The following is a 20,628-nucleotide window of genomic DNA, read 5'->3' as shown; positions in this document are numbered from 1 at the left end:
GGGAGCGGGCTTGCTCGCGAATGCGGACTTACATTCAACATTTGTGGTGTTTGACACACCGCTTTCGCGAGCAAGCCCGCTCCCACATTGGGTCGGTGTTTACAGGTCTAGCGGCCGAGGTAAACCTCGATCACGCGCTCATTGTCCTGCACCTGTTCCAGCGACCCTTCGGCCAGCACGCTGCCCTGATGCAACACCGTGACGTGGTCGGCAATCGAGCCGACGAAGCCCATGTCGTGTTCCACCACCATCAGCGAATGCTTGCCGGCCAGGCTTTTGAACAGCTCGGCGGTGAATTCGGTTTCGGCGTCGGTCATGCCCGCCACCGGCTCATCGAGCAGCAGCAATTGCGGGTCTTGCATCAGCAACATGCCGATTTCCAGAAACTGCTTCTGACCGTGGGACAACAACCCCGCCGGTCGATTGACCGAGGTGGTCAGGCGGATGGTTTCCAGGACTTCGGTGATGCGATCTTTTTGCTCGCCGGTCAGACGCGCCCGCAGGCTGGCCCACACCGATTTGTCGGTTTTCTGTGCCAGCTCCAGGTTTTCGAACACGCTCAAGGCTTCGAACACCGTCGGCTTCTGGAACTTGCGACCGATGCCGGCCTGGGCGATTTGCACTTCGCTCATCTGCGTCAGGTCCAGGGTTTCACCGAACCAGGCCTTGCCGTGACTAGGGCGGGTCTTGCCGGTGATCACGTCCATCAACGTGGTCTTGCCCGCGCCGTTGGGGCCGATGATGCAGCGCAGTTCGCCGACGCCGATGTACAGGTTCAGAGCGTTCAGCGCCTTGAAGCCATCGAAGCTGACGCTGATGTCTTCCAGGGTCAGGATCGTGCCGTGGCGCGTATCAAGACCGGGACCGACACTTTGGCCGAAGCCGATGTTGTCGCGGCTGGTGCCGGCGTCCTTGTTGGGCTCTACCGGGAAAAACACAGGTTCGAGCATGAATTCCGCCGTTGGTGTGATTCTCATTGTTCGCCCCTTTTCTTCAGCAGACCGATCACGCCCTTGGGCAGATACAAGGTCACGATGATGAACAGGGCCCCGAGGAAGAACAGCCAGTATTCCGGGAACGCCACGGTGAACCAGCTCTTCATGCCGTTGACCACACCAGCGCCGAGCAACGGCCCGATCAGCGTGCCGCGACCGCCCAGCGCTACCCAAACCGCCGCTTCAATCGAGTTGGTCGGCGACATTTCACTCGGGTTGATGATCCCGACCTGCGGCACATACAGCGCACCGGCCAAGCCGCACAACACCGCGCTCAACACCCACACGAACAGCTTGAAACCACGGGGGTCGTAGCCGCAAAACATCAGGCGGTTTTCCGCATCGCGCAATGCGGTCAACACCCGGCCAAACTTGCTCTGCGCCAGGCGCCAGCCGATAAACAGGCTCGCCACCAGCAACACCACCGTGGCGAAAAACAACACCGCGCGCGTCCCCGGTTCGGTAATGCCAAACCCGAGAATCGTGCGGAAATTGGTGAAGCCGTTGTTACCGCCAAACCCGGTTTCGTTGCGGAAAAACAGCAGCATGCCGGCGAAGGTCAGGGCCTGGGTCATGATCGAGAAATACACGCCTTTGATCCGCGAGCGGAAGGCGAAAAAGCCGAACACCAACGCCAACAATCCCGGTGCCAACACCACCAGACACATGGCCCAGAGAAAGCTGCTGGTGCCAGTCCAGTACCACGGCAACTCGGTCCACGACAGAAACGTCATGAATGCCGGCAAGGCATCGCCCGAGGCCTGGCGCATCAGGTACATGCCCATGGCGTAGCCGCCGAGGGCGAAGAACAAACCGTGCCCGAGGGACAGCAAACCGGCGTAACCCCAGACCAGATCGAGGGCGAGGGCGACGATGGCGTAACAGAGGATTTTGCCCACCAAGGTCAATGTGTAAGCCGAGACGTGGAACACGCTGACGGGCGACAGTAGCGACATCAATGGCAACGCCAACAGCAGAACAAGAATCACCGCACCCACGGCGATCGTGACTCTCGGTCCGGCCTTTTGTGTAGCGGTAACGAGCAGGGGCTGGTTCATCAGTCGATCACCCGTCCTTTCAATGCGAAGAGGCCTTGCGGACGTTTCTGGATAAACAGAATGATCAGCGCGAGGATCAGGATCTTGCCAAGTACGGCACCGATTTGCGGTTCGAGAATCTTGTTCGCGATGCCGAGGCCAAACGCCGCCAGCACGCTACCGGCCAACTGGCCGACACCGCCGAGCACCACCACCAGAAACGAGTCGATGATGTAGCTCTGGCCGAGGTCCGGGCCGACGTTGCCGATCTGGCTCAACGCCACGCCACCAAGGCCGGCGATGCCCGAGCCGAGGCCGAAGGCGAGCATGTCCACCCGCCCGGTCGGCACGCCGCAGCAAGCGGCCATGTTGCGGTTCTGGGTGACGGCACGCACGTTCAGGCCCAGGCGCGTCTTGTTCAGCAGCAGCCAAGTGAGGACCACCACAAACAGCGCGAAGGCGATGATCACGATGCGGTTGTACGGCAGCACCAGATTCGGCAACACCTGAATCCCGCCCGAGAGCCACGCCGGGTTGGCGACTTCGACGTTCTGCGCGCCGAACAGCAAACGCACCAACTGAATCAGCATCAGGCTGATGCCCCAAGTGGCGAGCAAGGTTTCCAATGGACGGCCATAAAGGTGACGAATCACCGTACGCTCCAGCGCCATGCCGATGGCGGCGGTGACGAAAAACGCCACTGGCAGGGCGATCAGCGGGTAGAACTCGATGGCTTGCGGAGCGAAGCGCTGGAACATCAGTTGCACGACGTAGGTCGAGTAGGCGCCGAGCATCAGCATCTCGCCGTGGGCCATGTTGATCACGCCGAGCAGGCCGAAGGTGATCGCCAGGCCGAGGGCGGCGAGCAGCAGGATCGAGCCCAGGGACATGCCGCTGAACGCCTGGCCAAGCAATTCGCCGATCAACAATTTGCGTTTGACTTGAGCCAGGCTGGTTTCGGCGGCAGTGCGTACGCCGGCATCGGCTTCGACGCCGGGTTCAAGCAAACCTTCGAGGCGTGTGCGGGCCAGCGGGTCGCCGGTTTCGCCGAGCAAACGCACGGCGGCGAGGCGCACGGCGGGGTCGGTGTCCACCAGTTGCAGGTTGGCCAGGGCCAGGCTCAGGGCGGCATGGACGCTTTCATCTTTTTCGCCAGCCAGTTGCTGGTCGAGGAATTTCAGCTGCGCCGGTTTGGCGCTTTTCTGCAATTGCTGCGCGGCGCTCAAACGGGTTTTCGGGTCGGCGGCGAGCAATTGGTGGCTGGCCAACGCGGTGTCGATCAGACCCCGCAGGCGGTTATTCAGGCGCAGGGTTTTCGGTTGGCCGTCGATGGTCAACTCGCCTTGTTGCAGGGCGTTGATCAGTTCGACACGGGCCGGATCGGGCTGCGCGGCCCAGGTTTCCAGAAGCTTGGCTTGCTGCACCGGATTGGCGGCGACGAAGTCTTCGGCGTCGCTGGCGTGGGTGGCCATCGGCAACAGCAGCGCGAGGGCGAGGATGAGGCGGTAGAGGGCGGTGGGCATAGAGAGTCGCCTTGCGCGGACATTGTGGGAGCGGGCTTGCTCGCGAATGCGGTGGGACAGTCACATTGAGGTTGGATGTGCCGCCGTCTTCGCGAGCAAGCCCGCTCCCACAGGGAGTTGTGTCAGGTCCGGGCTCCGTGCCCGAGCTCTGACATCCAGTGGCTTAGTTGCTCTTCACCGCATAATCCGGCTTCTTGTCGTTACCCGCGATAAACGGGCTCCACGGCTCGGCACGGATCGGGCCTTCGGTCTGCCACACCACGTTGAACTGCCCATCCGCTTGGATCTCGCCGATCATCACCGGTTTGTGCAGGTGGTGGTTGGTCTTGTCCATGGTCAGCGTGTAACCCGACGGCGCGGCAAAAGTCTGCCCGGCCAGGGCTTCGCGGACTTTATCGACGTCGGTGGACTTGGCTTTCTCCGCCGCTTGCGCCCACATGTGGATGCCGACGTAGGTGGCTTCCATCGGGTCGTTGGTCACCGCTTTGTCGGCGCCCGGCAGGTTGTGTTTCTTGGCGTAGGCTTTCCAGTCAGCGACGAATTTTTTGTTCTGCGGGTTTTCGACGGACTCGAAGTAGTTCCACGCCGCGAGGTTGCCCACCAGCGGTTTGGTGTCGATGCCGCGCAGTTCTTCTTCGCCCACCGAGAACGCCACCACCGGTACGTCGGTGGCTTTCAAGCCCTGGTTGGCCAGTTCTTTATAGAACGGCACGTTGGAGTCGCCGTTGACCGTGGAGATGACCGCTGTCTTGCCACCGGCCGAGAATTTTTTGATGTTGGCCACGATGGTCTGGTAATCCGCATGGCCGAACGGGGTGTAGACCTCTTCGATGTCCTTGTCTGCCACGCCTTTGGAGTGCAGGAACGAACGCAGGATTTTGTTGGTGGTGCGCGGGTAGACGTAGTCGGTGCCGAGCAGGAAGTAGCGCTTGGCGCTGCCACCTTCTTCGCTCATCAGGTATTCCACCGCCGGGATCGCTTGTTGGTTCGGCGCGGCGCCGGTGTAGAACACGTTCGGCGACATCTCTTCGCCTTCGTACTGCACCGGGTAGAACAACAGGCCGTTGAGTTCTTCGAACACCGGCAGTACCGATTTACGTGACACCGAGGTCCAGCAACCGAACACCACGGCCACTTTGTCCTGGGTCAGCAACTGCCGGCCCTTTTCGGCGAACAACGGCCAGTTCGACGCCGGGTCGACCACCACCGGTTCCAGCATCTTGCCGTTCACACCGCCCTTGGCATTGATCTCGTCGATGGTCATCAACGCCATGTCTTTGAGGGACGTTTCGGAGATCGCCATGGTCCCGGACAGGGAGTGCAGGATGCCGACCTTGATGGTCTCGGCGGCCTGGACCGTCCAGGTCATGCCCATCGCGGCAATGCTTGCCGTGAGTGTGAAAGCCTTGATCAAGCTGCGACGCTTCATTGTGCGATCTCCATGAACATTAGTATTTTTTTGATTGGCAGAGGCGGACTACTGACAGGTCTTTAGCAAGGGCTGTGCCTGGTCGGGTTTTGGCAAGGAAATGTCGTGTTAGAGCGGTTGCGAGAGGACGGCGGCGCACCAGCAAGGCACGTCGAGGATGCGCTGGTGCGCCCGGATGCGCCAGATTGGGGCGACAGCGATAGATATGTACCGCACGGGGTGCTTTGGGAATATTGATCATGCGGGCTCCTCTTCAGGCGAGTTGCGTATGGACAGCACATCAATTCCTTCCTTGCCCACCGATGCCGTGGGTTTTGCGGCCCTGGGCCCGGCCTTCATCAGCGCGGACGATGCGGCGTACTGGGCGCATCAACAAATCGCTCAACCGCGTGATCGCGCGTGCGGCGCGGTGATTGTGCAAAGCGGCGACGGCATGTACCGGGCGACGCTGCCAGTCCCCGGCAAGCACACACTGTTTTTCGACTTCGATGATCTGTTGACCAAAGACCCGGCCACCCGGCAATACGTGGTGCCCGAGGGTTATGTAGGGGTGGCCTATTTCGTGTCCCACGCGGCCGACCATGCCGAGACCCGGCGGGTGCACCCGGACTGGACCGAAGAGCAGATCACCCTGTACCTCGGCTTTTTCTTCTTCGGGCATTTGTTGAGTTTTGCCCAGGATCCCGGCCCCTATGGGGAACGCCATTACTTGTCAGGGCCTGACGGCTCACTGATCAAGTACGAATCCACGGCGCCGGACCGGGAACGGCAACTCTTCACGCCCGGTGTCACCCGCCCTGGGCCCTTCAGCGATATCGAACGATTGATCCAGCAGTTGGCGCGGATCGGCACCTTGCGTGTGCTGATCGCCAATACGGTGTGGGGCGCTCGGGCAGGCACCGTGCCGGACACCTGGACCCTCGGCAAACCCGTGCGCAGCATCAGCATAAAGGACGAAATCACCTTCTTTGCCCCGGTCGCCAATCACACAAGTCAGGCGATCATTGCGGCCGGCAGTGCGCAACGCCTTGAGCCGAACGTGCGCTACCTGGGGTTTGTCCTGCGGGCCGCCGGCAGTCGCGAGCGGATCGCCACCTATCCGATAGCGTCCACCAGCGCGACCATCGACATGATGCGCATGCTGCACTTTGACGATATCAACCAGCTCAAATTGGCCGCTCCGCTGGGTTACGAACTGGACGGCGTGTATTTCATCTCTCGCGCCGACACCACCGACAGCCTTCAGGAACCTTGGCTGTACGAGCAATTCTTCGCCCCGGACGAACTGGCGGACGGCCTCCGTTTTGCTCATGAAAACAGTCATCGGCGCCAGTACGGCGATGAATTGCGGGTGTACACCTGGACGCGCGATGGGGCGGTGTTGCAGTACGAACCGGCGCTCACGGTGGCGGAACAACCGCTCAGGGACAGCGCTTCCTTCAACCGGCAATTGAGCAGCGGCGCGCTCAAGCCTTCGGACTATGTGCGCCAAGTGGCGAGCCATGGCGAGCTGTCGGTGATCCACGGCAGCCCGTTGTGGGATGTCGGCGGGCGTGTCGGCGCCGGGTGGCAGCCCTACGCCGGGGCACAACGTTTGAGCCCGGTGTTCGTCACCGCCGATGACGCGGCGCGGTTTGCCCACCAGACCATCGGCAGCCTGCGTGACCAGGCGTATGTCGGGCTGATCCTGCAATCGGCGGATAACGGCTTTGTCGCGACGTTGCCGGTGCCGGCCTACGGCCCCCGATTTACCCTGGATCGACTGTGCCCTCGGGATAACACCGGTGCGCCGCTGGTGCTGGCGGCCGGTTACGCGTTGCACGGAATGTACGCCTCGCGCTGGCAGGGCGATGCCCGACACAGCGAGGGTAGCGAAGCGGCGCAGATGTTCACCCGTGACGACGTTCGTTTATTGCTGGACAGCCGCAACGCGGTCAGCGTCGCTTATCTCTCCGGGGCCGCCGACAGCTTGCTGGCCTATCGCGAAGACGAGCGCGGGTTGAGCGCTCGTGCGCGGTTGAGCGAGCGCCTCGCGACGGATCCGCTGCCCGTGTCGGACTTGATGGCGGAACTGGCGGCCAGCGGCGAACTGCAGGTCATTGTCGGCAGTGACCTGTGGGGCGAACGCGGTCGGGTGTTGGGCGGCGGTGCGCAGAAACAGGCACTGGCGCCGAGATTGGGGGCAAGGTTCGCCACGGCGGAACTGGCCGTGCTCGACGCCCGCCAACGCGCCCGTGGCGATTATCGGGCGGCCAGCGGCGGGCTGGGTTTTATCCTCAAGCACAAGACGCGGCAGGAGTACGTGGCCACCGAAACCGTGGCGGCCAAGGACTTGAATCGCTTGAGTCAGTCGAGCGACTTTGGCGCCCCGGTACTGATCGACGAGTTCCGCACCCACTGCGTCTATTACGCCGCCAGTTGGCTACCACGAGGCCTGTCGACCGCCGATGCCTGGTTTGCCCGGCACTTCATGGCCCTGAGCGATCTGTTCGCCGCACTTTACGACGACCAGGGCACGCAACGCCTGACTCATCATCAGGACCTTTCGCTGTACATCGCCACCCTCGACGGTGCCTTGCTGCGCTACCGCTATTCAAGCACTTCGACATTGTTCGACCTTGCGCAGGGCGGCACCGGGGCCGGGGATTTACTGGCACTGATGAGCCGTGACACCGCGCCCTATTTGTCGGTCATGGGCCGGATCGCAACGGGTGGCGAGTTGCAGGTCCGGGTCACCAGCGAATGTTGGGACGAGCGGGGGGCGGTGTCGGCGCAATGGAAACCTTTTGCCCTGATTCAGCGACGTCAGCTCAGCCCAGTATTTCTCTGGCAGGACGATGCGGTGCGCTACGCCATGACGCGGATCGGGCAGGACCGCGAGCGGGTTTACGCTGGCCTGGTGTTGCGCCGTCGCGATGGCCGGTTTGTCGCCACCCTGCCGGTGGCGGTGGATGTCGAAGACTTTGCACCCAACTGGATTCGCCTGGATGAGCTGGCGGACCAGGGCCTGTTTCTGGCCGGCAGTACGGTGGTCGCTCGTTATCATTCGCGGCGTCGGGTCGAGCCGGTTTTCGCCTTGTCCAGTCAGCAGCGAGCGCTGTACCTGAATCTGTTTTCCACTGATTTTCTGGCGGCCATTGTTTCGACGCCGATCAGTGGCACGCGCCTGTCTCCGGGTGACGAATACCTGATCGGCCTGGATGGCAGCCTGATCCGTTACCGCCATGGCACGGGTCCATCGGCACAACAACTGGCCCAGGCGCTGGCTGTGCCCAGTGTGTTGCAGCAACGGCAAACCCCGTTGGAATTGCAGATGCGCAGCGGCACGCTGAACCCCAGTGATCTGGTGGATCGGCTGGCGAAGGCCGGCCAGTTGCAGGTGGTCGAGGGCAGTGCGGTGTGGGGCAGTCCGAGGCGCGTGATGCAGTGGAGCGTTCCCGATCTTGCCGTATCGACGTTGCAGCGATTTGCGGTGGCCGAACCGGCGTTGAGTCCGCTGTTCAGCCAACTCGATGACGCCGCCCGTCATGTGCATCGCCTTGCGCAAAACGGTCAGCGATTGATGTTCGGCTACTTCCTCAAGTCGCTGACTGAGGCGAGTTATGTCGCCACGTTGCCCGTGGTGGCCAGTGACGGTGCGCTGACGGTCGAGCGGGTGTTCCCACACGGTTTGCTGCCGTTGGGGTTCGCGGTGCAGGGGTTGTATCTGCTGGCGCCGACCCCTTCGGCAGCCGACCCGAGCGACCTGCATCGCAGCTTCGTCTCGGTGCGGGAACTGACCCGGGCGCTGGATGCGTTGCGGGTGTCCAGTGCCCAAGGTGTCACGTATCACGGACTTTATCTGTCCTGTGCCGACGGCGCGTTGTTGCACTACAGCGCCAACCGCCTCGCGGCCGAATGGGCCAGTTTTCCGGCCACCCATGCGTATGACATTCAGCTCCAGTCCGGGGCCGAACCGCTGATCGAGTACGTGCGCAAACTGATCAAGAGCGGCGGCTTGCGGGTGCTGGCGCGCAGTCGTTATTGGTCGCCATTGCGCGTGGACGCCAACGGCGTGAAAAGCGGAATCGGACTGGTGCGCTGGCCACGGGAAAAGCGGCTGGCGCTGGGGCCGCTGTTCGCCCATGCCGACGATGCTGCCCGGGATGCCGGAAACCGGCTCGGGCCGTTTACGGGCAAGCAATACCTGGGCGGTGTCTTGGTGCAACCGAATGTCGATAGGTGTGTGGCGATCGAACCGTTGGAGGATGGCCCCGAAAGCGATGCGGCGGCACGTCTGTTTTATTCGGGGCCCGGCGGGCCGATTGCGCCGGTCAGCGGGCCGGGTGCAGTGCCCTTGCCGATACCCGAATTCCCCGACGGTTTCAGGCTGGGCGCGGTGCATCAGTTCTACAAAATCACCCGGGTGATTAATCAAACCACTGAGGAAGAGCGGCAGTTGCTGAACAACCTGGCACTCGCCGATTTGCGCTTCAGTGTCGACGTGTTGAAAAAGAATGCGCTGCCGGGAGCGTGTTGTTACCTGAGCAGTCGCGGTGGTGCTTTGCTCAAGTTCACGCCCAACTACACCGCGCAGGAAACGACGCTGCTGGATGAAGATCCGGGCGCGGGCGTCAGTCGTTTCTTCAAACTGTTGACCAACATCAGCAGGCTGCAGGTCTTGGACATTGATGGGTATTGGCAGCGTCCGGGGCGGATCAGGCCGGCGCAGGTGCCGTACCCGGTCGTGCCGCAGGAGCCAAAGCACGACGAGCTGTAAAGGGGTCGCTGAGCCTCTGGCAGCAGAGGCTCAGCGCCGGCGCATCAGGCCAATGAAAAACAACCCGCCAATGGCCGCAGTAGCCACGCCGATGGGCAGGTCTTCCGGGGCGATCAGGGTGCGGGCGGCGACATCCACCCACACCAGGAAGACACTGCCGAGCAACACGCACACCGGCAGCAACCGCCGGTGCTCAGCCCCGACCAGGCGTCGGGCAATGTGCGGCACCATCAACCCGACAAACCCGATGGAACCGCTGATCGACACCAGCACCCCGGTCATCAGCGACGCAATCAAAAATACCCGCAACCGCACGGTGCGCGCATTGAGTCCGAGGGTCACCGCCGTCTGTTCACCGGCCATCAACGCATTCAATGGCCGGGCCATTCCCAGCAACAACACCAGACCCAGCAACACGCTGGCGGCGGGCACCGCGAGCAACTCCCAACGGGCCAATCCCAGCCCGCCAAGCATCCAGAACATCACCGCCGAACTGGCGCGATGATCGCCCATGAACAGCAGCAAATTGGCAATTGCCATCATCACGAACGAAACCGCCACGCCGCATAACAGCAGCCGATCACTGTCCAGCCGCCCATTGCGATTGGCGATCATCAGCACGATCAACATGCTCGCCAACGCGCCGATAAACGCCGCAATCGGCAGGGTCAGCAGGCCGACAATTTCACCGACATGCAGCACCACAATCACCGCGCCCAACGTGGCGCCAGAGGTGACGCCAAGCAGGTGCGGATCGGCCAGTGGATTACGCGTCACCGCTTGCAACACCGCGCCGATCAGCGCCAGCCCGGCACCGACCAATGCCCCAAGCAACATGCGCGGCACACGGATCAGCCACACGATATGTTCCTGGCCCGCCGCCCAGTCCGGCACGCCGACAGTGAAGAGTTTGTGCAGCAAAATCCGCCACACCACGTCCACCGGCACCCGCGCCGGGCCGAAGCCCAGGGACACCACGCACGATACGAGCAACAGCGCGCCGAGGGCGGTCAGCAGCAAGGCGTAGCGACGGTCGATCATTCGCCGTGGAACCCTTTGGCCAGGGTTTCCACCGCCAGCACGTTGTCGATCCCCGGCGTGGCCTGCACGTAGGGGATGACGATAAAGCGCTGGTTCTTGATCGCGTCTACGGATTGCAGGGCTTTGTTATTGAGCAGGAATTGCTCTTTCTGCTCGGCGGTGACTTCGCCGTAGTCGACGATCACGATCACCTGCGGGTTGCGCTCAACCACGTTCTCCCAATTGACCCGCGTCCAACTGGCCTCGACATCATCGAGAATATTTTGTCCGCCAGCCGCGTCGATCAGCGCTTGCGGCATGCCCAGGCGCCCGGACGTCATGGCCCGGTCTTCGCCGCTGTCGTAGAGGAACACGCGAGGCTTGTCCGCCGGCAGATCCTTGCGCACGGCGGCGACTTGCGCCTGCATCTCGGCGATCAAGGTAATGGCGCGGTCCTGCACGTCGAAGATTTTGCCGAGGTTGCGCAGGTCGTTGTAGGTGTCTTCCAGGGTCGCGGCCGGGCGCTTCATCACGAAGGCGCAGGACTCGGTCAACTCGTAGACGTTGATGCCCAGCGGTTGCAGGGTTTGCGGGGTCAGGTCACCGCCGACGCGCATGCCGTAGTCCCAACCGGCGAAGAAGAAATCGACGTTGGCGTTGAGCAGGGTTTCCACCGACGGGTACTTGGCTGCCAACTCCGGCAAACCGTCGAGCAGCGATTGCATATCCGGGGTTACCGACTTCCAGCCACTGACGCCGCTGTAGCCGACCATGCTCGACTTGAGGCCGAGGGCGAGCATCATCTGGGTCATGTTGATGTCGTGGCTGACCGCGTGTTTCGGCGCTTGCTTGAACGTCACTTCGCGGTTGCAGCTCTGGACAGTCAGCGGGTATTTCGTCGCTTCGGCGAAGGCCGGAGCACTGCCCAGCAACAGGGCGAGGCACAGCAGGGAACGCACAGTCATGGTTGGGTTATCCAGGTGATTCGGGGGTAGCCGTGGAGGGGGTGATCGTCGATCAGTGCTTCGACGCCGAATACATCAAGCAGCAGCGGGGCAGTCAGGACTTCTTTGGGTGTGCCGCTGGTGACGATACGACCGTGGTTGATCACGTAGAGTCGGTCGCAGAAAGCGGCGGCCAGATTGAGGTCGTGAATGCTCGCCAGGGTGCCGATGTTCAGGCGTTTGACCAGTTGCAGTAATTCGAGCTGATAGCGTGGGTCGAGGTGGTTGGTCGGCTCGTCGAGGATCAGCAATTGGGGTTGCTGGGCCAGGGCGCGGGCGAGGATCACTCGCTGTTTTTCACCGCCGGAGAGGGTGGCGAAGGCATGGTCTTCGAAGCCTTTGAGGCCGACGGATTCCAAGGCTTGAGTGGCGAGATTCCGGTCCTCCAGCGTGTCACCGTCGAACAGACCTTTGTGCGGCGTGCGACCCATGGCGACGACTTCTTCGACGGTGAGGCCGAAGGCATCGGGAAACTCTTGCAGCACGACGGCGATGCGTTGAGCGCACCAGCGTGAGGACTGTTTCCAGACGTTGTGGTGGTCGAGTTGGACCTCGCCGCTTTCCGGTTTGCTGAAGCGATAGGCGCAACGCAACAGGCTGGTCTTGCCGCTGCCGTTGGGGCCGATCAACCCCACGAACTCACCGGCGGCCACGTGCAGGGAGGCGTCACGCAGTTGGAACTGGTGATGGCAGTGGCCGTGGCCCAGGGGTGTCCAGGCGAGGTTGGTGAGGTTCAGCGCGGTCATGCATTTACTCTGAAATGTTTGGTGTGGCTGATGGCGCCTTCGCGGGCAAGCCCGCTCCCACATGTGACCGTATTCCAAATGTGGGAGCGGGCTTGCTCGCGAAGGGGCCCTTGTATCAAAAGGTGTAATCTGCGGTGACGAAAAACGACCGCGGCTCACCGAGGATCCACTGCTGGCCCTCATTGTATTGGCTTTGCGCATACTGCCGGTCAAACAGATTGTTCACCTGCAACCCCAGCGTCGTATTGCGCAGCGCCTGCCAGGACAACGTGGCATCAACCACGGTGTAGCTCGGCAACTCATTCTGATTCGCCATGTCCGCAAAACGCGCATCGACATAACGCACGCCAGCCCCGGCCTTCAGGTCATCGTTGATGGCTTTGCTCAGCCACAGATTCGCCGTGCGCCGTGGCACGTCTACCGGGCGATTGCCGTTGCGCGACACCGCTACGCCACTGACCACTTCTTCAAAATCGTCGTACTTGGCTTTGACGATGGCGGCATTGGCTTGCAGTTGCCAGGCGTGTGGCAGTTGCAGATCGAGGCTCGCTTCCAGGCCATTGGACGATTGCTGGCCGACCTGTTGCTTGAGCGTCGGGTTGCCCGGGTCGTCGGTCAGCAGTTTCTTTTTGACGATGTGGTACGCCGCCAACGTGAACTCGCCGCGCTGATCCCAGAACAGTTGCTTAACACCGATTTCGGTTTGTTTGGCGATGGCGAGGTCGTATTGCTGCTGGCTCGGGCTCAGTGAAATCAAGCCGCCGACGCCGTCCGTGCTGGTGGCGTACTGGCCGTAGAACGAGGTGTCCGGGGTCAGCGCGAATACCAATCCGGCTTTCCAGTTGTTGCCGGTCAGGGTCTTGTCGCTTTGGCTGTCATCGATCAGGTTGGTGCGATCCACATGCACGTAGTCGCGGCGCACACCGGTCACCACGGACCAGCGCTCGCTCAGTTGCGTGCGGTTTTCGGCGAAGACAGATATCTGCTTCGTCGTGGATTGAAACTGACTGCGATACGGATCAGCACTTTCAAAGCGACCCGGTTGCGGGTGATACAGATCCACCGGTTGGCCGTTCGGCAGCACGTCGTTAAACGGTGAATTGCTGTCGAGCTGGAAACGGATGCGGTTGTAATCGACGCCGGTGACGGTCTGGCTGTCGAGGCCGAACAGGGTGTGTTTGAAGGTGAAGGTCTGGCGATCACCGACCTGTTCCTGGGTGTGGCCGATGCCGAAGTAACCGCTGCGGCTGAGTTGTTGGGTGTCGCGGTTGAAGTTGTAGTTCTCGGCGTTCTGCCAGCGACGCTGGGCCTTGAGGTAATACAACTCGTTGCTCGAACTGACGCTATCGGAAATCTGCCAGTCGCTGGTCAGCCGTGTCCATTGATCGTTGTAGTGCTGTTTGTCGTTGCTGAAGTTGTAGTTCTTGTCCCGCAGGCTTTCCTTGAAGCGGCCATTGATCAGCGGCGTGCCGAAGTCGTTCATTGGCTTCTGATCGCCGTAATCGTGGGACAGAGTGAACGACAAATCATCAGTCGCCTGCCAGCGCACGGCGGCGCTGATGAAATCGCTGGCAGAATCGCCGCGATCGATCCAGCCATTGCTGCGCAGGCGATTGAGGTTCAGGCGATAGCTCAGGGTGTCGGTCAGCGAACCGCCGCTGTCGAAGGCTTGCTGCTGACGGTCGTAGGAACCGTAGCCGACCCGCAGGTGGTTTTCGATTTCGCCGTCGAAGGGTTTTTTCGGGATCACGTTGACCACCGCACCTGTCGCGCCTTCGCCGTACAACACCGACGCCGGGCCGCGCAGCACATCGATGCGCTCCACCGACCAGGTGTCCACCGGGAACGTCGCGGTGCCCATGCCGGTGTACATACGGTTGCCGTCAAACAACTGCATCACCGAACTCTGCCCGGTAAAACCTCGCGCCTGCAACGACGTGCCGCCATCCCCCGGCGTGCCGGTGCGACTGATGCCGGTGCTGCGCGATACCGCGTCCTGCACGCTGCGATCGCCCCGGGCGCGAATCTGTTCGCCGGTCAGGCTCTCGACACTGGCCGGGTTTTCCATCGCCGTGAGATTCAGGCGCGAACCGGCGGTGGTCGGCGTGTTCAGGCTGACGGTTTCATCGTCAACGGCGGTGGCGGTGATGGTGCCGGTGGGCAATGTCAGCGCTTGCGCCTGGGCGTCGTTGTTCAGGGCGAGCAGGCAAAGACTGGACAAGAGGTACTTGTTCATCGGGGCGGTGAATCACTTCTGCAAAGAAAACCCGCAACATTCCTGTTGCGGGCGGGGCGGTGCATTTGCGTTATACAGTAACACTAAAAATCACCGAGAGATAAGCGCGCGAAGTCTACAGATCCCTCTAATGCGCGCATCTCGGTTGATTCATGATGAAGGTGAGGCGGATTCAGGTTGGCGATTGAAGCGCGACAACAGCAACCGATCCAGCCCCCACACCACAATCAGCGAAGCCCCCACCAATGGAAAGATCACTGCCAGCGCCAGCATGATTGCCACCCCGGTTTTCCATTTCGGCAGGTCATGGCGCAGCGGCGGCACGCCGAACTTGCCGTCCGGACGACGCTTCCACCAGATCACCACGCCGCTGACGGCGCTGAGCAGAATCATCAGGCAGATCAGCAGCACCACAATCTGATTGAACGCACCAAACATCTTGCCTTCGTGCAGCATCACGCCGATTTCCGTGGCGCGGGCGACGCTGCCGTATTGCTCGAAACGCACATCGGCGAGGACGTCGCCGGTGTATTGATCGACGTGCAGGGTGGCGTCGTTGCGTGGGTCATCGGCGAACACGGCGATGGTGAACACGCCGGTGGCGGTGGTCGGCAGGGTGATGCTGTAACCCGACTCGACCTTGCGTTGTACGGCGATGTTTTGTACGTCTTGCAGGCTGATGGTCGGCGCGGCGGGACCGGCCGGTGCGGCACCGTGGGCCATGTGTTCGGCGTGGTCGCCGGACATCGGCATCGGCGTGTTTTCCATCGCCCAAGGCACGGTCTGGCGGGTGGCGCTGTTGAGGCTGCGGGCCTCGACGTCGGACTTGGGCACGTTGTCCCACATCGCCGCCGGGAAGGTGTTCCAGACCTCGGCGTATTGCTTGCCCCAGAAACCGGTCCAGGTCATGCCGCTGAGCAGCATCACCAGCAAAAATGCCGCGCCCCAGAACCCGGTGACCGCATGCAAATCACGCCACAGCACGCGTCCGCGACTGTTCAGCCGTGGCCATAACACGCCGGCCAATTGACCTCGTGGCCACCACAGGAAAACCCCGGACACCACCAGCACCACGCCCCAGCCAGCGGCCAGTTCCACCAGCCGATCACCGACGGTGCCGATCATCAGCTCGCCATGGATCGCCCGGGCGAGGGCTTGCAGGTTTTTCTTGGCGTCTTGCTCGCCGAGGATGTCGCCGTGATACGGGTCGATGAAGACGTTGAGCTCATGCCCGTCGTTGATCACCACAAATTGCGCGCTGCGCTCGGCGTTGACCGGTGGCAGGTATTGCTTGACCTGACCCTGTGGATACGCCGCTTTCACCCGCTTGAGCAGGTCATCGGCGGACACCGTTTGATGCCCGGCGGGGACGTTCATCAGGCTGCCGTACATCAACGGATCGAGTTGTGGTTTGAACAGGTAAATGAGACCGGTCAGGGCCAGCATGACCATGAACGGTGCGACGAATAAACCGGCGTAAAAATGCCAACGCCAGGCCAGGTTGTAGAAATTCGGTTTGGGCTGTTTCATCGGTTGTGCTCCGCGTGGCTTGGTTCTGTTTGTTGTTTATTTGCGGTTCCTTCGCAACCCATCGCGAGCGAACTCATCCTTCAGGTTTTTGCGCTGTCCCTGTGGGAGCGAGCCTGCTCGCGAAGCTTTTAAAAACTCATATCCACCTTGGTCCAGAGCGTGCGCCCCGGTTCTTTGATGGCTTGTGGATCATTGGCCGGGTAGCCGAAACCGGCATTGCCGGCCAGGTTCAAATGCTCGGCGTACGCCTTGCCGAACAGGTTGTCGACGCCCGTGCTGACCTTCCAGTTCTTGTTGATGCGGTACGCACCGTTCAGCGAGAACACGCCGAAACCCGAGCTCTTGTCGAAGTCCTTGCCGACCACGTTGCCCTTGTTCTGGTCGATGCGGTTCTGCGCCGCGACCACACGCCACAAGGCCCCGGCGCTCCAGTTGTCTTCGCTGTAGGTCAGGCCGAAACGTGCATCCAGCGGCGGCATTTGCGGCAGTGCCTTGCCGTCGCTGCTGTTCTTGCCCCAGGCGTAGGCCAGGGTCGCGTCGGCTTTCCAGTTCGAGGTCAATTTGTAAGCGGCACCGAGTTCGCCACCCATGATTCGCGCATCGATGTTCTGCGCTTGCGAGGTCGCGCCCATCATCCCCGGCGTGTAGTCGAACAGGATGTAATCGCGCACCTGACCGACGTAACCCGAGGCCCAGGCTTCGAGGTCGTCGGTTTTGTATTGCAGGCCGAAGTCGAGCTGGGTGGTTTTCTCAGGCTTGATTGAATCGAAGGCATTCACCGAACCGGCGGGGCCGGAGTCGGGGGAAAACAGCTCCCAGTAATCCGGGAAGCGCTCGGCGTGACCGAGCCCGGCGTACAGCGTGGTCGGGCTGTCTGCCAGGTCATGCTCGTAACGCACGAAACCGCTGGGCAGGGTGTCGGCGCGGGTTTTGTCGGCGGTCGGGTTCGGCATGCTCATCATTCCGGCATCGGTGGTCTGCCGAAAATCCTTGGCGCTCGCGCGGTCCACTCGCGCACCGGTGATCACGCGATCGCGGTCGGCGGCGTACCAGGTCAGTTCGCTGAACACGCCGTAGTTATGGAAGTCGGCGTCCTTGGTGTAGGGCAGGTCCTTGTAGGTGTCGATGCCCATGCTGCTGCGTTGGCGGTGTTCGTTGGTCTGCGCGTCGAGGCCGCTGATCAATTGCACATCGGCCCAGCGCCAGGTCGCCTTGATCCGCGCCCCGAGAGTGCGGCGGTCGACGTTGGCAGCCATCGGCCCCGCCATCATCCCGGTGCCGGACGGCGTGCGCAGGGTGTAGTTGTCCATCACATGGTCGGCGTAGTTGTAGTAGACCTGCGCCTCGATCTTATCCAGCACATCGCCGATGTTGGACTTCTCGAACCGCAGGCCCAGGCTTTCGCGCTTGAACTGCGAACCGTCCATGCCGCGCCCGGCGTAACGTGCTTCGCCATCGCCCTTGCCGGCGTTCAGTTCCAGCAAGGTGTCGGCGTCCGGGGTCCAGCCCACCGCGACGTCGCCGTTCCACTTGTCGTAGCGCGACGCCACGGTGTCGTTGTTGCCGTCCTTGTAGTCGTCGGAATGGGCGGTGTTGCCGATGACTCGCACGTAGCCCTGCGACCCGCCAGCAGCGGCATCCACCACTTTGTCGAAACGGCCGTTGGAGCCGGCCAATACGCTGGCGTTCACCCGGGTGCCGAGTTCACCAAAGTGCTCCGGCTCGCGGTCGAAAAGGATGGTCCCGGCGGAGGCGCCCGGGCCCCAGAGCACGGTTTGCGGGCCTTTGATTACCGTGAGTTTGTCGTAGGTTTCCGGGGAAATGTACGAGGTCGGCGCGTCCATCCGACCCGGGCAGGCACCGAGCATCATGCTGCCGTTGGTGAGGATGTTCAGCCGCGAACCGAACATGCCGCGCAGCACCGGATCGCCATTGGTGCCGCCATTGCGCACCAGGGCGAAACCGGGGATGGTTTTCAAATAGTCGCCACCGTCACTGGCCGGCACCGGTTGGCGCGGGTCCTTGGGGTTGGTGACGATGGTCAGCGGCGAACTCGGGGCGATGGCGGTAATCACCGTCGGGCTCAGCTCTTCGGCGTGGCCGGCGTGGTCGTCGGCCAGCACCATCGGGGTCAGCAACACGCCGCAAAGGACAGCGGTGGCGTGGGTGTAGATAAAGCGTGTGTCAGCAGCAAACCTGGACATGACAATTTCCATCGAACAGTCGTAAACGACACGGCCGGCAGCGTGCGCAATCCCTGTGGGAGCGGGCTTGCTCGCGAAGGCGTCGTGTCAGGCGACATGGATGCTGACTGACACTCCCTCTTCGCGAGCAAGCCCGCTCCCACAGGTTGCGATGGCTATCTTTTAAACCGTGTGAGATCGGGGTGGGTGTTTACGAGGTGATCGGCGGGGCGCGGGTTCGGGCACCGGGAAAGATGGGTTGCCGGGCGTGGCTCAGGCGGATGGCAGGCGTGGTGAAGGTCGTTACGTGTGGTGTATCGAATGCGGTGAATGTCTGCCCGCCGGTGAGCGCCGGGCAATTGAACAGCAGGCTGCAATAGCCGCATTTTTCCCAGAGCGCGTGGTGTTCGGCTTGCGGTGGGCAGTGTTCTTTAGCCTGCTCCCCATGGCCGTCCATACTCATGTCCATCGACATGCTCATGGACATGTTCATGGACATTGGAGCGCCCTGATCCATCGGCATCGACTGAGAAATCAGTGGGCCGATAAAGATCATCAACATGGCGAACAGGCTGATCCAGCTGCCGCGGGTCAGTCCTGATGACTGCCGGCGGTGTGCGGATGATCTGGCGCTAAGCGGGCGCATGGCGTTTGCGGCTCAGTCGATTACTGGGCGTGGGCGTGCATCTGCATGTCTTCCGGCGGTTTTTTCTGCACCGAGACTTCCACCGTGACATTGCCGGACTTCTCGAAATGCAGGGTCAACGGGAAGCGCTTGCCGTCGCTCAGCAGGCTGCGGTCTTTCAGATTCACCAGCATCACGTGATAGGCCATCGGCGCAAACGTGACGTTGCCACCGGCGGGGATTTCTACGCTCGACACTTGCTGCATCTTCATCAGGTCGTTCTGCATCACGTGCTCATGCAACTGCGCTTCGCCCGAAATCGGCGAGTCAACACTCAGCAGTCGGTCAGGGGTTTTGCCGTTGTTCTGAATCACGAAATAAGCCGCGACGGTCGGCGCGTTCGGTGGCAGCTCTTGCGACCACGGATGGGCGATTTCCAGCTCCCCGGCCTTGTATTCATGGGCATTGGCAAAACAGGCAGGCAGCAGCAACGCGGCCAGGACGATGAGTTTGTTCAACATGGCAGTTCTCCAGAACGATTCAAAACGCAGGTCAATTGCGAGAAGGAATCACACCAGAGGGGAAGCGCGGGGGTTGAGGCTCGGCCATTGCTGGCGCGGGGTTGGCGTATCGAGAACGGCGACGGGCAGGCTGCGATTGGCCTCGAATCGCGCGAAATACAACTGCGGCACATGCCCCGGCAACGCCACCAACGGCGCGGAACCCGAGCAGCACCAGCAATGCTGCATGTTGGAATGATCGTCGTTTTGCGGGGTTTTCTGTTCCAGCGTGCCCAGGGAAATCGCCACCATTTTGGTGCCGCTGGACGTGCAGAAACTGCCCCACAACAACTGTTCGGCGGGTGACTTCGCCGACTGCGCCATCGCACCGGTCATCGGCATGGCGAGCATATTGAACAGCACTGCAAAGCAGGCGATCCAGGCAAATGCGAGCCGTTGTCGGGACATGGGACAGATCCGGTGGGTGGGCGATCAGGCGCGGCTATTTAGCCTGATCAGGGCCGATAAGTAAAAAAGCGGCGTGCGGTGTGGTGTCGCAGCGCCTCATTCAACAGGAGCAAGAACCTGCGAGCTAGTTCTGGCTGACCGTTATGAAAGAGTGTAGCGACTTCGATTCGCAATGCCTGGGCGAATTGCGGGTCTCTTTGAATTCTTGCGCGAATGAGGTGTTTGACGTCCATGAGCGCCACACGATTGAGGCTCCCATCGCCTGGGTCTTCAACTTCACAAGCCTGGATGTAGTTGCACATATCGGCGGGTGACAGGAGAAACTCCTTGATATCGAAACGGGAGAATTTTTCGGGCATTTGGGGCTCCGGCACTTCAGTTAAAGTGCTCGAAAACATACCGGTTGAAGTCTGACTAAGTCAGTCGGCTGGTTTTGATGATGCTGTGCGTAAGGTCCTGTTGATTTGTAGGCTTTAGCCTTGTGTCGTCAGTCAAATTGCCTTCGCGAGCAAGCCCGCTCCCACAGTAGATCTACAGTGTTCACGCGATCAGTGTGGGAGCGGGCTTGCTCGC

15 protein-coding genes are annotated in these 20,628 nt (G+C 61.4%); 1 reads left to right on the top strand and 14 read right to left on the bottom strand.

Annotated features, from left to right (window positions below; translation table 11 throughout):
- Positions 1 to 107: 107 nt before the first annotated feature.
- From urtD to urtA, 4 genes are all read right to left on the bottom strand, one after another.
- Entirely contained in the window at positions 108 to 977 is an 870-nt protein-coding gene (gene urtD, locus BK665_RS00570; protein ID WP_123402376.1) for an urea ABC transporter ATP-binding protein UrtD, read from the bottom strand.
- Complete coding sequence (gene urtC / locus BK665_RS00565) at positions 974 to 2,053, bottom strand: urea ABC transporter permease subunit UrtC (protein WP_123402375.1); 1,080 nt, start codon at positions 2,051 to 2,053, stop codon at positions 974 to 976. Before urtC ends, urtD begins: the two co-directional genes overlap by 4 nt.
- Positions 2,053 to 3,555 carry an urea ABC transporter permease subunit UrtB gene (urtB, locus tag BK665_RS00560; protein ID WP_123402374.1) on the bottom strand — a complete coding sequence of 501 codons (1,503 nt, stop codon included), beginning with the start codon at positions 3,553 to 3,555 and terminating at the stop codon, positions 2,053 to 2,055. The genes urtC and urtB overlap by 1 nt, the downstream gene beginning before the upstream one ends.
- 163 nt (positions 3,556 to 3,718) lie before the next feature.
- On the bottom strand, positions 3,719 to 4,984 hold the full coding sequence (gene urtA / locus BK665_RS00555; protein WP_123402373.1) for an urea ABC transporter substrate-binding protein: 1,266 nt from the start codon (positions 4,982 to 4,984) through the stop codon (positions 3,719 to 3,721).
- A gap of 268 nt (positions 4,985 to 5,252) precedes the next feature.
- On the opposite strand from urtA, the gene BK665_RS00550 reads away from it, so the two are divergent.
- Complete coding sequence (locus BK665_RS00550; RefSeq protein ID WP_123402372.1) at positions 5,253 to 9,743, top strand: hypothetical protein; 4,491 nt, start codon at positions 5,253 to 5,255, stop codon at positions 9,741 to 9,743.
- Positions 9,744 to 9,773: 30 nt separating this feature from the next.
- On the opposite strand, the gene BK665_RS00545 is transcribed toward BK665_RS00550, so the two are convergent.
- The 10 genes from BK665_RS00545 to BK665_RS00495 all read right to left on the bottom strand — a co-directional run bounded on the left by BK665_RS00545 (position 9,774) and on the right by BK665_RS00495 (position 20,414).
- Entirely contained in the window at positions 9,774 to 10,784 is a 1,011-nt protein-coding gene (locus BK665_RS00545) for a FecCD family ABC transporter permease (RefSeq protein ID WP_123402371.1), read from the bottom strand.
- Entirely contained in the window at positions 10,781 to 11,728 is a 948-nt protein-coding gene (locus tag BK665_RS00540; RefSeq protein WP_123402370.1) for an ABC transporter substrate-binding protein, read from the bottom strand. Before BK665_RS00540 ends, BK665_RS00545 begins: the two co-directional genes overlap by 4 nt.
- The gene (locus tag BK665_RS00535) at positions 11,725 to 12,513 is read right to left on the bottom strand and encodes an ABC transporter ATP-binding protein (RefSeq protein ID WP_123402369.1); all 789 of its coding nucleotides are present in this window, start codon (positions 12,511 to 12,513) and stop codon (positions 11,725 to 11,727) included. The genes BK665_RS00540 and BK665_RS00535 overlap by 4 nt, the downstream gene beginning before the upstream one ends.
- A 115-nt stretch (positions 12,514 to 12,628) precedes the next feature.
- Positions 12,629 to 14,749 carry a TonB-dependent receptor gene (locus BK665_RS00530; protein WP_123402368.1) on the bottom strand — a complete coding sequence of 707 codons (2,121 nt, stop codon included), beginning with the start codon at positions 14,747 to 14,749 and terminating at the stop codon, positions 12,629 to 12,631.
- Between the two features lie 150 nt (positions 14,750 to 14,899).
- The gene (locus BK665_RS00525; protein WP_123402367.1) at positions 14,900 to 16,279 is read right to left on the bottom strand and encodes a PepSY-associated TM helix domain-containing protein; all 1,380 of its coding nucleotides are present in this window, start codon (positions 16,277 to 16,279) and stop codon (positions 14,900 to 14,902) included.
- A 128-nt stretch (positions 16,280 to 16,407) separates the two neighbouring features.
- On the bottom strand, positions 16,408 to 18,483 hold the full coding sequence (locus BK665_RS00520) for a TonB-dependent copper receptor (RefSeq protein WP_375538917.1): 2,076 nt from the start codon (positions 18,481 to 18,483) through the stop codon (positions 16,408 to 16,410).
- 190 nt (positions 18,484 to 18,673) lie between these two features.
- Complete coding sequence (locus tag BK665_RS00510; RefSeq protein WP_123402365.1) at positions 18,674 to 19,108, bottom strand: DUF2946 domain-containing protein; 435 nt, start codon at positions 19,106 to 19,108, stop codon at positions 18,674 to 18,676.
- 20 nt (positions 19,109 to 19,128) lie between these two features.
- Positions 19,129 to 19,608 carry a copper chaperone PCu(A)C gene (locus BK665_RS00505; RefSeq protein ID WP_123402364.1) on the bottom strand — a complete coding sequence of 160 codons (480 nt, stop codon included), beginning with the start codon at positions 19,606 to 19,608 and terminating at the stop codon, positions 19,129 to 19,131.
- Positions 19,609 to 19,656: 48 nt separating this feature from the next.
- On the bottom strand, positions 19,657 to 20,055 hold the full coding sequence (locus BK665_RS00500; RefSeq protein ID WP_123402363.1) for a DUF2946 domain-containing protein: 399 nt from the start codon (positions 20,053 to 20,055) through the stop codon (positions 19,657 to 19,659).
- Between the two features lie 47 nt (positions 20,056 to 20,102).
- Entirely contained in the window at positions 20,103 to 20,414 is a 312-nt protein-coding gene (locus tag BK665_RS00495) for a hypothetical protein (RefSeq protein WP_123402362.1), read from the bottom strand.
- Positions 20,415 to 20,628: the final 214 nt, after the last annotated feature.

The organism is Pseudomonas frederiksbergensis (assembly GCF_003732665.1).
Classification (GTDB): Bacteria; Pseudomonadota; Gammaproteobacteria; order Pseudomonadales; family Pseudomonadaceae; genus Aquipseudomonas; species Aquipseudomonas frederiksbergensis_G.
The sequence above is the reverse complement of the archived record's forward strand: the minus strand, read 5'-3'. Positions and strand labels throughout refer to the sequence as shown.